The organism is Parasphingopyxis lamellibrachiae, assembly GCF_003385775.1.
GTDB lineage: Bacteria > Pseudomonadota > Alphaproteobacteria > Sphingomonadales > Sphingomonadaceae > Parasphingopyxis > Parasphingopyxis lamellibrachiae.
The window spans coordinates 2,379,803-2,391,962 of sequence record NZ_QRDP01000004.1 but is presented as its reverse complement, the minus strand read 5'-3'; the positions used below and the strand labels follow the sequence as shown (position 1 = coordinate 2,391,962).

Annotated in this window: 13 protein-coding genes; 3 read left to right on the top strand and 10 right to left on the bottom strand. The window is 58.9% G+C overall.

Translation table 11 applies throughout. The annotated features are described in order from the left end of the window. Positions 1-68: 68 nt before the first annotated feature. Together DFR46_RS11955 and DFR46_RS11950 are read right to left on the bottom strand one after the other, a co-directional pair. Positions 69-1,133: an aromatic ring-hydroxylating oxygenase subunit alpha gene (locus DFR46_RS11955; protein ID WP_116236646.1), complete on the bottom strand. Its 1,065-nt coding sequence runs from the start codon at positions 1,131-1,133 to the stop codon at positions 69-71. A 42-nt stretch (positions 1,134-1,175) separates the two neighbouring features. Next, a complete protein-coding gene (locus tag DFR46_RS11950; protein WP_116236645.1) occupies positions 1,176-3,422 on the bottom strand; it encodes a TonB-dependent receptor in 2,247 nt (748 codons plus the stop codon). A gap of 129 nt (positions 3,423-3,551) precedes the next feature. Between DFR46_RS11950 and DFR46_RS11945 the strand changes: the two genes are divergently transcribed. Together DFR46_RS11945 and DFR46_RS11940 are read left to right on the top strand one after the other, a co-directional pair. Then, positions 3,552-4,025: a DUF3237 domain-containing protein gene (locus tag DFR46_RS11945; protein ID WP_162843471.1), complete on the top strand. Its 474-nt coding sequence runs from the start codon at positions 3,552-3,554 to the stop codon at positions 4,023-4,025. Between the two features lie 42 nt (positions 4,026-4,067). After that, complete coding sequence (locus DFR46_RS11940) at positions 4,068-4,772, top strand: glutathione S-transferase family protein (RefSeq protein ID WP_116236643.1); 705 nt, start codon at positions 4,068-4,070, stop codon at positions 4,770-4,772. Between the two features lie 12 nt (positions 4,773-4,784). Here the strand turns inward: DFR46_RS11940 and DFR46_RS11935 are convergent, their stop codons facing one another. Continuing rightward, a complete protein-coding gene (locus tag DFR46_RS11935; RefSeq protein ID WP_211306425.1) occupies positions 4,785-5,525 on the bottom strand; it encodes a glutathione S-transferase N-terminal domain-containing protein in 741 nt (246 codons plus the stop codon). A 19-nt stretch (positions 5,526-5,544) separates the two neighbouring features. Further along, complete coding sequence (locus tag DFR46_RS11930) at positions 5,545-5,931, bottom strand: nuclear transport factor 2 family protein (RefSeq protein ID WP_116236641.1); 387 nt, start codon at positions 5,929-5,931, stop codon at positions 5,545-5,547. Positions 5,932-6,134: 203 nt separating this feature from the next. On the opposite strand from DFR46_RS11930, the gene DFR46_RS11925 reads away from it, so the two are divergent. Further along, a complete protein-coding gene (locus tag DFR46_RS11925) occupies positions 6,135-6,695 on the top strand; it encodes a VOC family protein (protein WP_116236640.1) in 561 nt (186 codons plus the stop codon). Between the two features lie 58 nt (positions 6,696-6,753). Here the strand turns inward: DFR46_RS11925 and DFR46_RS11920 are convergent, their stop codons facing one another. The 6 genes from DFR46_RS11920 to DFR46_RS11895 all read right to left on the bottom strand — a co-directional run bounded on the left by DFR46_RS11920 (position 6,754) and on the right by DFR46_RS11895 (position 12,048). After that, positions 6,754-7,332, bottom strand: a complete 579-nt coding sequence (locus DFR46_RS11920) for an NADPH-dependent FMN reductase (protein WP_116236639.1) — start codon at positions 7,330-7,332, stop codon at positions 6,754-6,756. Positions 7,333-7,413: 81 nt separating this feature from the next. Next, positions 7,414-7,959 (bottom strand): MarR family winged helix-turn-helix transcriptional regulator, encoded by a 546-nt coding sequence (locus DFR46_RS11915; protein ID WP_245953842.1) that lies wholly within the window; start codon positions 7,957-7,959, stop codon positions 7,414-7,416. A gap of 109 nt (positions 7,960-8,068) precedes the next feature. Continuing rightward, entirely contained in the window at positions 8,069-8,812 is a 744-nt protein-coding gene (locus DFR46_RS11910) for an alpha/beta fold hydrolase (RefSeq protein WP_116236637.1), read from the bottom strand. Then, on the bottom strand, positions 8,802-9,749 hold the full coding sequence (locus DFR46_RS11905; protein ID WP_116236636.1) for an NAD(P)-dependent oxidoreductase: 948 nt from the start codon (positions 9,747-9,749) through the stop codon (positions 8,802-8,804). Before DFR46_RS11905 ends, DFR46_RS11910 begins: the two co-directional genes overlap by 11 nt. Next, entirely contained in the window at positions 9,743-11,044 is a 1,302-nt protein-coding gene (gene eno / locus DFR46_RS11900; RefSeq protein WP_116236635.1) for a phosphopyruvate hydratase, read from the bottom strand. The genes DFR46_RS11905 and eno overlap by 7 nt, the downstream gene beginning before the upstream one ends. Then, complete coding sequence (locus DFR46_RS11895; protein ID WP_116236634.1) at positions 11,041-12,048, bottom strand: phosphotransferase family protein; 1,008 nt, start codon at positions 12,046-12,048, stop codon at positions 11,041-11,043. Before DFR46_RS11895 ends, eno begins: the two co-directional genes overlap by 4 nt. Positions 12,049-12,160: the final 112 nt, after the last annotated feature.

The following is a 12,160-nucleotide window of genomic DNA, read 5'->3' as shown; positions in this document are numbered from 1 at the left end:
ACCGCCATGGCGAAAATCGGCCGCGTAATATTCAACGATACCGCCTATCCGCCTGGCACCGGCCCGCATCATGCGTCTGCGTGTTCGGCTCGCGCTTTCTTCGCGAAAAGCCGCAACAGCTGGATACCGCCGCTGTCAGTCGCGATGATTTTCTCGCGAAACTGGGGCCTGATGTCGGCCTCGTAGACAGTTTCAATATCCTCCAACACCCGCCGGTCCTCGTCAAAAGCCTTGGCGGCAACGGCCCGCGTTTCCTCCTCGACCGCCGGATCGTCGATCCCGACATCGCGCGCAACGCCCCAGAAATAGTGTGTGGAGGTGCGGGTTTCCGGAGTTGGATAGTGAACAATATAGCGGACGGATGTCTTTTGCGGATCCGAGGAATCGGTATAGATTGCCTTGCCCAGATGAATGGCCGGGGTCGGCACGATCTGTTCGCTGAGCCGATCAATCGGCGCGGTCATTTTCGCCACGGACGCAAAGGCCGGGCCGACGACAACGTCGCGGTGCATGACGGCGGATTTGACCATGCCATCCACAACCTCGAACTTCGGCCTGGACTCGGCATGTTCAGGCTTGCCGAGCGCGGCCCCGTGAACAAAGGGGAAATGGCTGAGATCGAGCAGATTTTCATGCAGGCCGAGATACCCTGCCTTCATCGGGAAATAGCCGGCGACATGAGCCCAGTCAGGCTCGGTAAACCAGGGCTGTGCAACCAGCTTGTCCCTGTCGACCTGATCCGGTGCACCAGTCCAGATCCAGACGAACGACCCCTGCTCGACAAGCGGATAGGCCTGGACGCACATGGCCTCGGGAACGGTTTTCTGAGACGGTATCCGCGCACATCGGCCATCCGTTCCAAATTCCATGCCGTGATAGGGGCAGACAATATTATCGCCGTCGAGATACCCTTTTGACAAAGGGTAGGACCGATGCGCGCAGCGGTTCTGCAATGCGATCGCCCGCCCCTGGGTGTCGCGATAGAACACGATATCCTGCTCCAGGATCGTACGGCGGAGCGGCTCCCGCGTAATCTCATCGGCGAGAGCCGCTACATACCATTCGTTGCGGATCAGCGGTGTGTTGCGATCGGCGAGATCGACCGGAGATTTGCTGCCGGCGGCGGTGCTCACGACGCTACACTCGACATCGGAAACATAAGCGCCCCGCCTTCTCTAAAATCTGAACCCTGCTTCGACAGCGAGGCTGCGCGCCGGTTCCAGATAATGGATCGAACGGGTCGCATCCGTGATCGGGAAAGGAAGCCGGAACGAGCTGCCAGCCGACAGAACGTTGGTCAGGTTGCGTCCGACAAAGGCGAGGTGCCAGCGACCATCCGGATCGCCGACCTGAACGCGCATGTCGATCTTGGCATAACCTTCCTGATAGCCGAACGCCGGATCCTGATTGTCGGAATTGAAATACCCCGAACGCGCCGAGACGACACCGGTTACATCGAGCTGCAGATTCTCCGACAGTGGATGGCTGAAATGCCCCTGCATGCTGCCTGACCAATTGGAAACATAGGGTAGCGGCGAGCCGGCAATATTGTTCGCCGCGATGCTGGCCGGGCTCGATGCGTCGCACTCGCTGACCGGCTGCGTCGCCAGACAGGCGGCACCCGGATAGTCCAGATATCGGGTATCCTGATAGGCACCCGATGCCCGCAGATCGAAATGTTCGGACGGAGCCCATATCAGGGTTGCCTCGATACCGGTCGATGCAGCGCTTGCTGCGTTGCCCGTCTGATAGGTCGAGATGGTCGGATTATAAACCGAGACCTGCAGATTCTTGAAGCTGGTGTCGTAAACGGACACGTTGAGCGTGAAATCATCGAATGTGGAGCGGATGCCCACCTCCCAGTTCTCCGAACGTTCCGGCTCGTACTGGAAGGTCGAATCAACCGTGCCATAGGTGTTGCTGACAAAACCGCCCGACTTGGATCCGCGACCATAAGTTGCATAGACCATGACATCGTCGCTGATATCATATTGTGCGGTTATCGACGGATCGACATTGTTCTCGGATCGCGAACCCGACGCCTGGGTCAGGGGCCGCAACGGGAATGGGCCGTAGATCAGCTGGCCGTCGAAGGTGGCGTCTTTCGACGTGTGCGTATAGCGCAGGCTGCCGATGAAGCGGAGGGAATCACTGACATTCAATGTGGCCTGGCCAAACAGCGAATAGGATTCCGTTTCCTGGTCGAAGACGGTGTTCAGCAGCCCGAAATAATTGAGTACGGCATTGCTGAGGTTGAACCCGCCAAACTGATCGAGATGATAGTCGGACGTGTCATAATAGGCGCCGACGATGAATTCGAGCGGTCGTCCGGTCGGGGAAAGGAGGCGGATTTCCTGGGAGAATTGATCGAAATTCTCCGGGTAACTGTTATACACATTGTTCGGCACATTACCGCCCGTAGGCAGGGACTGATCGAAGCCGTTGACGATGTTCGAATCGAACCAGGAATAGCCGGTGATCGAGGTCAGCGTATAATCACCAAGCTGGATATTGGCCGTACCGGAAACGATCAGCGTTTCGCCGTCGATTCCCTCTTCGCCAAGCGCTGCATCTTCCAGGAAACGCCGCTGACGGAGGTTCGGCCGCCGATCAACAAAGTCCGAAACGGTTATGCCGCCACGGATCTCCTGATTGCCATATTCGGCCCGCAGCGTGAAATCGAAATTCGGGCTTGGTTCCCATAGAGCGGTGAGGCGAAGCAGCTGCTGCTGTGTCTGGGGATTGCGTTCACCCGTCGCAGCATTGGCAATATAACCATTATTGTCGACAAGCCGGCCGGCGAGGCGGACGCTCAACGTGTCCGTGATCGGCCCGGAGACATGGCCCGAAAACTCGAAACCTTCATATTCGAAGTCATAGCTGCCGGTCAGGGATGCGGAGAATTCATCCGTCGGCCCCGCCGAAACGATGCTGATGGCGCCGGCCGCCGTGTTCTTGCCAAACAGCGCGCCCTGCGGACCGCGCAGCACCTCGACCCGTTCGATATCGAAGAAAGGCGCCTGGGCCTGACGGCTGCGTCCGGCATAGACCCCGTCGATATAGAGGCTGACAGCCTGATCGAACGAGAAGTTGGAGGGCGGAGAGCCGAAGCCGCGAATATAGATGACGTCATTGCCTGCCGTCGTCTCGACCGCGACATTCGGCACATAAGCCGACATCGCCTGGAAATCGTTGACGTTGAAATCCGCCAGGGTTTCGCCAGACACCACTTCCATGGAAATCGGAACGTCCTGAATACCCTGCTCACGCTTTTGCGCGGTAACGATGATCGGCGCATTGCCACTGCGCGTTTCCGGCACATCGCTGTCATTTGTCTGCGCGGCCGCCGGTGTAGCCACACCGAGCATGAGCGCTGAAGCGGCAACGCCGGATTTGAATATGCAGGTCGCGGTCGATTTCATAATTGTCTCCCCTATCTTCCGTTTCTGACGGAAATTCGCCGCAAACTTGACGCGAGATATTTCCGCTGTCAATCACTTAGTTATCTAATTAATATTATGTGGTAATATGGCATGATCCGGAGAAGCGGCATGATAGAAGAGCATCTTTGCACCATCGACTTCCACGTTGAAGGTGGCCTTTTGGCGCTCGGCCAGTCGCCATTCGGGGAGCAGCGAGTCGGCTATATTTCGGGCGGCACTTTCGAAGGCCCGAAACTTTCCGGTATCGTCTTGCCGGGCGGAGGCAACTGGTCGAGAGCCGGGCGCCTCGCATCTGGTGAAGCGGTCGGGACTTTCGATGCCCGTGCGGTTTTGCAAACCCATGACGGCGCGCGGATATATATGACCTATGCTGGCCGGAGCGTCGTGCCTGACGATGTACGCGCCGAATTCGGCGACCCGGACAAGGCCGGACGGGTCGACCCCGCACGCTATTATCTGCGAATCGCCCCGGTGTTCGAGACGGCGAGCCCGGAATATGACTGGCTCAACGGCATTCTTGCCATTGGCAAGGGCGAACGCACCGATCTGGGCGCGCGGCAACATCTCTATGCCGTCCGTTGATCAGGGTCGACGCCGCAACCATTCACTCTCCAGGAGGCCCGGATGATTACGCTTTGTGGAGGGCCAACGCCCAACGCCCGGAAAATTGCCATCGCCCTGCTGGAAATGGACCTGCCCTGGGAGCTGCACAATATCGATATATTGGAAGGCGAGCAGCTTACCCCGGAATTCCTCAAGTTGAATCCTAACAACAAAACTCCGGTGATCGTTGACGATGACGGCCCGGGCGGTAGCCCACTCACCTTGTGGGAAACCGGTGCGATCTTGCTCTACCTCGCGGAGAAAACCGGCCGGTTCGTCCCGGACTCGCCGATCGCACGGGCCACCTGCTGGCAATGGCTGATGTTCCAGGTTTCAGGCGTAGGCCCGATGTTCGGCCAGGCTATCCATTTTACCCATTATGCGAAGGACAAGCATCCTTATGCGATTGGCCGCTACACGCGCGAAGTGGACCGGTTGTTGATGGTCCTGAACGGCAGGCTCGCCGGGGCCGAATGGCTGGCCGGGGATGAATACAGCATCGCGGATATGGCAACCCTCCCCTATCTGCGCCGGATACTTCTCGAAAAGGCTGGCGACTATCCGGGGATCGAGCGCTGGGCCGCCGCCATGAACGAACGGCCGGCCGTCCAGGCAGGCATGGCGGTCGGGATCGCACGCAAGGAAGTTGTTGAAGGCGGTCTGCAAGGTTTCACCGACAGGCACCGGGAAATTCTCTGGGGCGATCGTCAGCATGTAGAGCGCTGAGCCGAGCGCACCTCAATCGACTGCGCCGTGCATCCTGTCGCCGAACATGTTGGACCATTCCCGTTCCGACAGTTTCTGCGTTCGACCGAGATATCTGCCGGGCGCGGCGAGATCCGGGTGTGTCATCACCCTTTCCACGGCGGGCCGAACACGGACAGCTTCGAACCAGCGATGGATGGCCGGATACGTCTCCAGTCCGATGCCGACAACGAACGACGCCGCCCGCCCCGGCCAGATCGCCATGTCGGCAATCGTATAATCAGGGCCGGCGACATAGGCGCTCTCCTCCAGCCTTTTGTTGAGCACCCGCAACAAGCGGTCCAGCTCCCGGCGATACCGTTCGATGCCATATTCCTGGCCCGGCGGCGCGTAGCGGAGGAAGTGGCTGGCCTGCCCGCCCATCGGGCCGAGGCCGGCGACCTGCCAGGTGAGCCACTGGATCGCGGCGCTGCGCTCCCGGCCGCGAGGCGCTAGAAATGCGCCATATTTGTCGGCGAGATATTGAAGGATAGCGCCGGACTCGAACACGGTAATCGGCCCGGCTCCGTCGTCCGGTTCACGATCGACGATCGCGGGAAGTTTGTAATTTGGATTTATCCTGCCGAATTCCTCGGTCAGATGATCGCCCTCGAAAATGTCGTACGGAGTGACGCGGTAGGAAAGGCCGAGCTCTTCCAGCATGATCGCGACCTTCTGGCCGTTGGGGGTCGCGGAATAATGGAGGTCGATCGCGCCCTCGGCCCTTGTTGGCACAGCCCCGCCGCCCGCACGATCAGTCGAACGTCTTGCGAAAGGCGGCGACATGAGCCGAATCCAGATATTCGTCCAGCCGGGCGATCTTTCCGTCGCGCAGTCTGCAAATGATAATCGCCGGCATCTCCAGGCGCGCGCCGTCCTTGCGTGTTCCCCTCAACACATGTTGCTGAACAAATCCGCCCTCGAACGTTTCCACACGGCGATCGCCATAGTCACGGTCGCTGATCCGCGTGACCATGCCGCGCAGCGTATCCAGATTTTCTTCGCGGCTCTGCTCGGCATTGTCGAAATTGTGCCAGATGATCGCGTCTTCGGTATAGCAACTCGCGACCGTTTCCACATCGGCCTGTTCAATCGCATCGAAGAAGCGCTTTGCAAGATCGCGAACGGCGGGCTCATTCATACATCATCTCCCCAATTTTCGGTTTGCCGCTAGCATAGCATATATCTCTTAGTCTTCTAATCTTTTTCTAAGCGACGATGCGGTGCGGTTGCATGCATCGCGCCGGCACGGCCTGCCATATCGTTGAAGGCTGGCGAAAACTGACTAGGCTGATTGACTGAAATCAACGATTCCGATATACTTCGTAATCTAAGGAGATTGAGATGTCCAAGTCCCAAAATAAGGAATTCGAGCTGCTCGGTGTAAACCATCTGGCTCTTGTGTGTCGCGACATGAAGAAAACGGTGGAATTCTACCGGGACATTCTCGGTATGCCGCTTATCAAAACCATCGACCTGCCACGCGGAATGGGGCAGCATTTCTTCTTCGATGTGGGCAATGGCGACGCCCTCGCCTTTTTCTGGTTTCCGGACGCCCCAGAGGCGCAGCCAGGTATCGCCGCTCCCGAAGCCTTGCCGACCCGGGGGTCGTTCGTTTCCGCCCATGGTTCCATGAACCATATTGCGTTCAACGTGGCGGCGGACAAATTCGACGAATATTATGATCGACTGGTGGCAAAGGGCATCGACGTCACCCCGCCGCTCAACCACGACAATTCGCCGACCGGATCGACCCCGGACCCCAATGACGAAGATGTCTATGTCCGCTCCGTCTATTTCTTCGATCCGGATGGCATCTGCCTGGAATTCGCGGCCTGGACGCGCGAACTGGACGAAAGCGACGTTCGCCATGAACCGAAATCGGTAGAATCCGTACCCGCCTGATCCGCGACAATACCGGGTAGTGCTGTCCGGCGCCGTTGGGCGGGATTGCGCTACCCCGTTAATCGAAACCCAGTTTCCCGCCAACATTGAGCAGGCTTTCGACAAGGCCTGTAATCAGCTGCCTGGGCAGCGCATCGACCAGTGCGTCGTCTTCAAAAGCCTGATGGGCGGAAGGAATGGCGACCTGTTCCGGCACGACCAACATCTGGACCGTGCCGAGGATCTGGCGCAGATGGGCCAGGCTGCGAAGGCCCCCAAAAGGGCTTAGCGAGGCCGACATGATACCAGCCGCCTTGCCCCGGAAAGCGCTCAGCGCAATCAGCGATTCGCCGTCGGTAGGTCGCGAAGCCCAGTCGATGGCATTTTTCAGCAGACCGGTGACCGAGCCGTTATATTCCGGGCTGGCGAAAAGGATCGCATCCTGCGCCTGGAACAGCGCTTTCAATTCGATCGCAGCAGCCGGAAAGGCATCGAATTCGATTTCATGCGCATAGATCGGCAGCTCAAAGTCGCGCAGGTCTATATCGGTGACCTCCGCTCCCGCTGCGCGCGCATCCGCTGAGGCAATCCTTGCCAGTCGGCGATTATAGGAACCCTGACGCGTACTGCCTGCAACAATTCCGATTTTCGTGGTCATCCCGCACCTCCATTTAGTTAGATTACTAATTATCTATGGAGGATTCAGCAAGCCCGTTCGGCCCCACCATGCCCGGATTTTTCAAACGCGCGAAGCGGCAGGAGGCAATTTCTCGCTTTCCTCGGCGAGATTGTCGATCGTGGTTTTGAGGAGCGCTTGTAATTGTTCTATATCCCGATCGCTCATGCTCCGGGTCGCCATATCCTGCACTTCGGCCACGCAGGGGCCCAGAACATGCTCAAGTCGCTTGGCTTCTTTCGTAAGATGGATGTGGATCTTGCGGCGATCGACCTTGCTTTTCTTGCGTGTAACCAGCCCCGCTTTTTCGAGGCTTCTTATCGCGATCACCGTGGTCGGTTCCCGCAGCCCAACTTTCTCGCTCAGCTCGCGCTGGGTGATACCGTCGTTCAGCCACAATTGGCGAAGAAAACGCCACTGCCCTGCCGACACGCCATGCTGCAATGTTCTTTGCTCAAGCAATCTCGAGAAAGATCGAAATGCGACCCGCGTAAGATAGCCGATGCTGTTATTCGGATCCGAATAATATTCGGCCTGCTGACGGTTCTTTTGTTCTGTCATACGCCCCACATTCGATATCAATCCAAATAGTATTGAATCTTTCTCCAAACACATCTTATCCGTTCCGCATCACTAGGGCCAGAGCCAGGCAATGCCTCCCCTTGATACCGCCAGCCTTTTCATCCGGATATGTGCTTCATGCTCGAACCTTTCAGAATCAATGCCCGGCAACTCCGTCCTGTTCTCGGTCGCCCAGCCAATCGACTATCGATTGTGCGACATAGCCCGGGGCTTCCAATGGTATCACATGCCCGCAATCGGCAATGCTGAGACTGGTTGCGCCGGCAATGGCCGATGCCATGACATTCTGGTGATCCGCGGAGGTGATGGCATCGGACTCGCCGCGCAGAACAAGCGCCGGGCAGCGGAAGGCCGAAAGGGATGATGTGCTGTCGACCCGGTTCAGGATCGCCATTTGCTGCCGCAAGAAAGTCGCCGCGCCGGTAGCCCGGGCCATCGCTCGTATCGTGGCGACCGTTGCATCGTCACGCTGCGCGCGTCGGCCAAGCAGGATCGGGAGGCGCTGTTCGACAACGGCATCGAAATTTCCCGCCTTCACCATCGTCGAATAACCGCTGCGCCGTTCGCGCTGCACGTCTGTATCGGCTTCGGCCAGGGTGCTTATGAGAATGACCGACCGGACACGCTCGGGCGCGCGGCGCAGAACTTCGAAGGCGACAAAGCCGCCCATCGCAAAGCCGACCAGATCGAACCGTGCGGGCATGGACCGGAGCAATCGTCCGGCCATTCCCCCGATGCTATCGTCCTGCGAAACATCCGCAAATCTGACATCGGTGCCGGGCGGCAATAGCCGCACGATCGGGTCCCATAGCTGCCGGGTCATCAACTGCCCGGCAACAAGCACCAGAGGACAGACGGAACAGGGCGGTTCAACCGACACGGTGCAGAAGTTCCTCGCCCGCGGCAATGCGCCTGCTGTTTTCGAAGGCCATGACAAGACTTCGCCTGAGCGTCTCGGGCGTCAGCCAGGCCATGTGCGGCATGACGACAATATTGGGTAAAGCGAGCATTCGGTGTTGCGGATCGACCGGCTCTTCGCCGAAAACATCCAGGCCCGCACCGCGCAGCCGGCCGGATTCCAAGGCGTTGACCAGGGCTTCCTCATCGATCAAGGGGCCGCGCGCCGTGTTGATGATGATAGCGCCCGGTTTCATTTTCTCAATAGCGCCGCCATCGATCATCTGTGTGGTTTCATCCGTCAGCGGCACATGGAGCGAGACGATATCGGAACGCTCCAGCAAAGTATCGAGATCGACCTGGCTCGCATGTTCGCTTTTTTGCGGCGACCGGGCAGTGAAGAGTATATCCGCACCCATTGCGTCAAGAATAGGCGCCAAAAGCCTTGGAACTGCGCCAAAACCGACAAGACCTATGGTGCGCCCGGCTATCTCGCCAACCCCGTCCATAAGCGCGAGATCCGGCTCCCAGCCCCTTCCCGACCGTGTCAGCGGATCGAGATAGGTCACCCGGCGCAGCACGGCGAGCATCAGAGTCAGCGCCATCTCGGCGACAGCCCGGCTGTTCGTACCCGGCATGTTGGCAACCGCGATTCCGGCAGCGTCCGCTGTATCGAGATCTATCGTGTTTACACCTACGCCGATTTTCTGGATCAATTTGAGCCTTGGTCCGCTGGCTATCATCGCGGCCGTTACCGGTTCCAGCACGTGCAACAGGACATCGGTGTCGGGAAGCTCGCGGGCCAGCAATTCCGTATCCGCTTCGCCGACGACGACGAGTTCGATTCCCGTGGGCGCAGCCTCCTCCAGCATCGCTCGAAATCCGGCACTGGCCCGATAATGCAGCAGGAGTTTCACCATGCCTTCTCCTTTCCTACGCGCCGGGGCAGGCCGCCGGCACCGGCGAATTCCGCATTAGAGCCCAACGCCTCTTCGATCCTCAGCAGCTCATTCCATTTGGCCATTCTTTCGGATCGGGCGAAAGACCCTACCTTGATCTGACCCGCGTTCCAGCCGGTCGCAAGATGGGCGATGGTAACGTCCTCGGTTTCTCCCGAGCGTGCCGAAACTATGGTTGCCCAGCCGAGCTCCCGTGCCGTCTCCAGCGCCGCCCTGGCTTCGGTCAGCGTGCCCGCCTGATTGACCTTCACCAACACCGCATTGCCGGCCGCCGCCTCGGCCGCCTTCGCGACCCGACCGGCATCGGTGACCAGAAAATCATCGCCGATTATCTGGACCGTCTCGCCGATCCGCGCAGTGATATTCGCCATGCCAGCCGTATCATCCTGACCAACGGGATCTTCGACCGACAGGATCGGATAGTCTTCGGACCAGCGCACAACGCGGTCGACAATCTCATCGCTGGACAGTTTTTCTCCATCCAGGTTCAATTGATAGCCTGTGCCGCTGCGCAGTTCGTTGGCGGCGATGTCGAGCGAAATGAACACATCTTCGCCCGGCCGGTAGCCCGCGCGCTCGATGGCCGATACCAGCATCGACAATGCTGCTTCATTGGAATCGAAATTGGGCCACCAGCCGCCTTCATCGGCGGTACCGGCAAGCAGGCCCGCATCCTCCATCGCTGCACCGGCGGCGTGATAGACATTGCCGGTGATTTCCAGCGCGCGGCGGATCGAGCCGGCCTGGGGGGCCATGATCATGAAATCCTGAACGTCCGTGCGCCGCCCGGCATGCGCGCCGCCTCCGAAAATCTGAATCTCGGGAAGCGGAATGCGGACATGCCGATCACCCGCTAGCAGACGCCATAGTGGTAAACCTTCAGCATCCGCCACGGCGTGCGCAACCGCCATCGACACGGCGACCGTCGCGTTACCACCAAATACGGACTTGTTGGATGTGCCATCGCCTTCGATCATGCGGGAATCGACAAGAGCCTGGTCGCGCGCATCTACAGCCTGTAGCGCTTTGGCAATCGGACCGTTGACGGCATCCACGGCGCGTCCGACGCCCTTTCCTCCAAAAGCAATCCCACCATCCCGCAGATCGATCGCTTCATATTCGCCGCGCGAAGCACCGGCCGGAGCTGCAGCCCGGCCCGAAGCGCCGCTGGCGAGAGTGACCTCCGCCTCGACCGTCGGGCATCCACGCGAATCCCAGATCTGTCGCGCAAATACCGATGCAATTCCTGTCTTCATTCCTCGTCCTTTCTTTGTTTCCAGTCAGCGATCAGCGCGTCCGGCGATTCCGGTGGAGTGCCAAGCCATGCAAGCGCGGTCCGCCGCGCCTTTGCCTGCGCGGCCTGATCAAGATATTCGACCGGTGATTTTCCATCGACCCGGGCGAGCATCAGGGCGGCCATCAGATCGACGGCGTGTCGGGCCGTGGCTTCGGCGGTCGCGACATCTACATCTGCCCGTGCCTCCAGATAGCTGCTCACAAAGACTGCTGCGTCCATGGTCAAGGCGTCGAAAGCCTGAAACTGCCACAGCGATTTGAGCAGCAGATGGGTGGCGCAAAAAGCCAGATCGAACGCCGGATCGCCATAGGTCGCACATTCGGCGTCGAGAATTACAGGCCCCTCAGGACCGCAAAGAATATTCTTCGGGCTGAAATCGCCATGGACTAACGCCCGCCTTTCGCCGCGGGTTCGCTCGGCAAGCGTCACAAGCCGGTCCGCATGGTCGGGATGTCGACGCGCACAATGGAGAATGAAGGGATCGATACGCAGCGCCTCGAACAGCGCGCCATTGTCGAAATCTGTCGCGATTTCCCGGGAATTGGCGGTCCCGTTGTGCATCAGCGCCAGCACCTTGCCTACCGCAGCGGCGAAATCCGGGTCGGCATGCCCCTGCGCCAACCGCGCTTTCCAAACATGATGCGTTTCCTCTGGAAAAAACGTCATGACAAAAAAGTGATTCTCCGGCTCCTCGAACAATACTGTGGGAGCGGGAACGCCCAACCGCCCGGCCTCGCGAAGCCACATCGCCTCGACATGCGAGCGATCTGGAGAAACCCGCCAGTCCGCCGCTACGCGCAATTGCGGAAGTGCCTGTTTTACGCAGACAGCGCCGCCCTTCAGCGCTACCTTGAAGACGTCGCAGGAGACCCCGCCCCCGCAAGGTTCGAACGTCACTGCTTCGCCTTCGGCGGCCAGCCCCTGTTCGATCAAACAGCGTGTGATGCGATTTTCGTCCACCATAGCAACCCTCTACTTAGTATTCTAACTATTGTCGACCCGATGAGCCCTCCCAGCCTTGAAGGAAATTAATTAGTATTCTAGGGAGTTTGAAAAACGGCGTACCGAAACGCCC

Excerpts from the sequence above, each read along its gene's own strand:
- DFR46_RS11950 (WP_116236645.1), bottom strand. The coding sequence starts at position 3,422 with ATGAAATCGACCGCGACCTGCATATTCAAATCCGGCGTTGCCGCTTCA.
- DFR46_RS11945 (WP_162843471.1), top strand. The coding sequence starts at position 3,552 with ATGATAGAAGAGCATCTTTGCACCATCGACTTCCACGTTGAAGGTGGC.
- DFR46_RS11940 (WP_116236643.1), top strand. The coding sequence starts at position 4,068 with ATGATTACGCTTTGTGGAGGGCCAACGCCCAACGCCCGGAAAATTGCC.
- DFR46_RS11930 (WP_116236641.1), bottom strand. The coding sequence starts at position 5,931 with ATGAATGAGCCCGCCGTTCGCGATCTTGCAAAGCGCTTCTTCGATGCG.
- DFR46_RS11925 (WP_116236640.1), top strand. The coding sequence starts at position 6,135 with ATGTCCAAGTCCCAAAATAAGGAATTCGAGCTGCTCGGTGTAAACCAT.
- DFR46_RS11920 (WP_116236639.1), bottom strand. The coding sequence starts at position 7,332 with ATGACCACGAAAATCGGAATTGTTGCAGGCAGTACGCGTCAGGGTTCC.
- DFR46_RS11905 (WP_116236636.1), bottom strand. The coding sequence starts at position 9,749 with ATGGTGAAACTCCTGCTGCATTATCGGGCCAGTGCCGGATTTCGAGCG.
- eno (WP_116236635.1), bottom strand. The coding sequence starts at position 11,044 with ATGAAGACAGGAATTGCATCGGTATTTGCGCGACAGATCTGGGATTCG.
- DFR46_RS11895 (WP_116236634.1), bottom strand. The coding sequence starts at position 12,048 with ATGGTGGACGAAAATCGCATCACACGCTGTTTGATCGAACAGGGGCTG.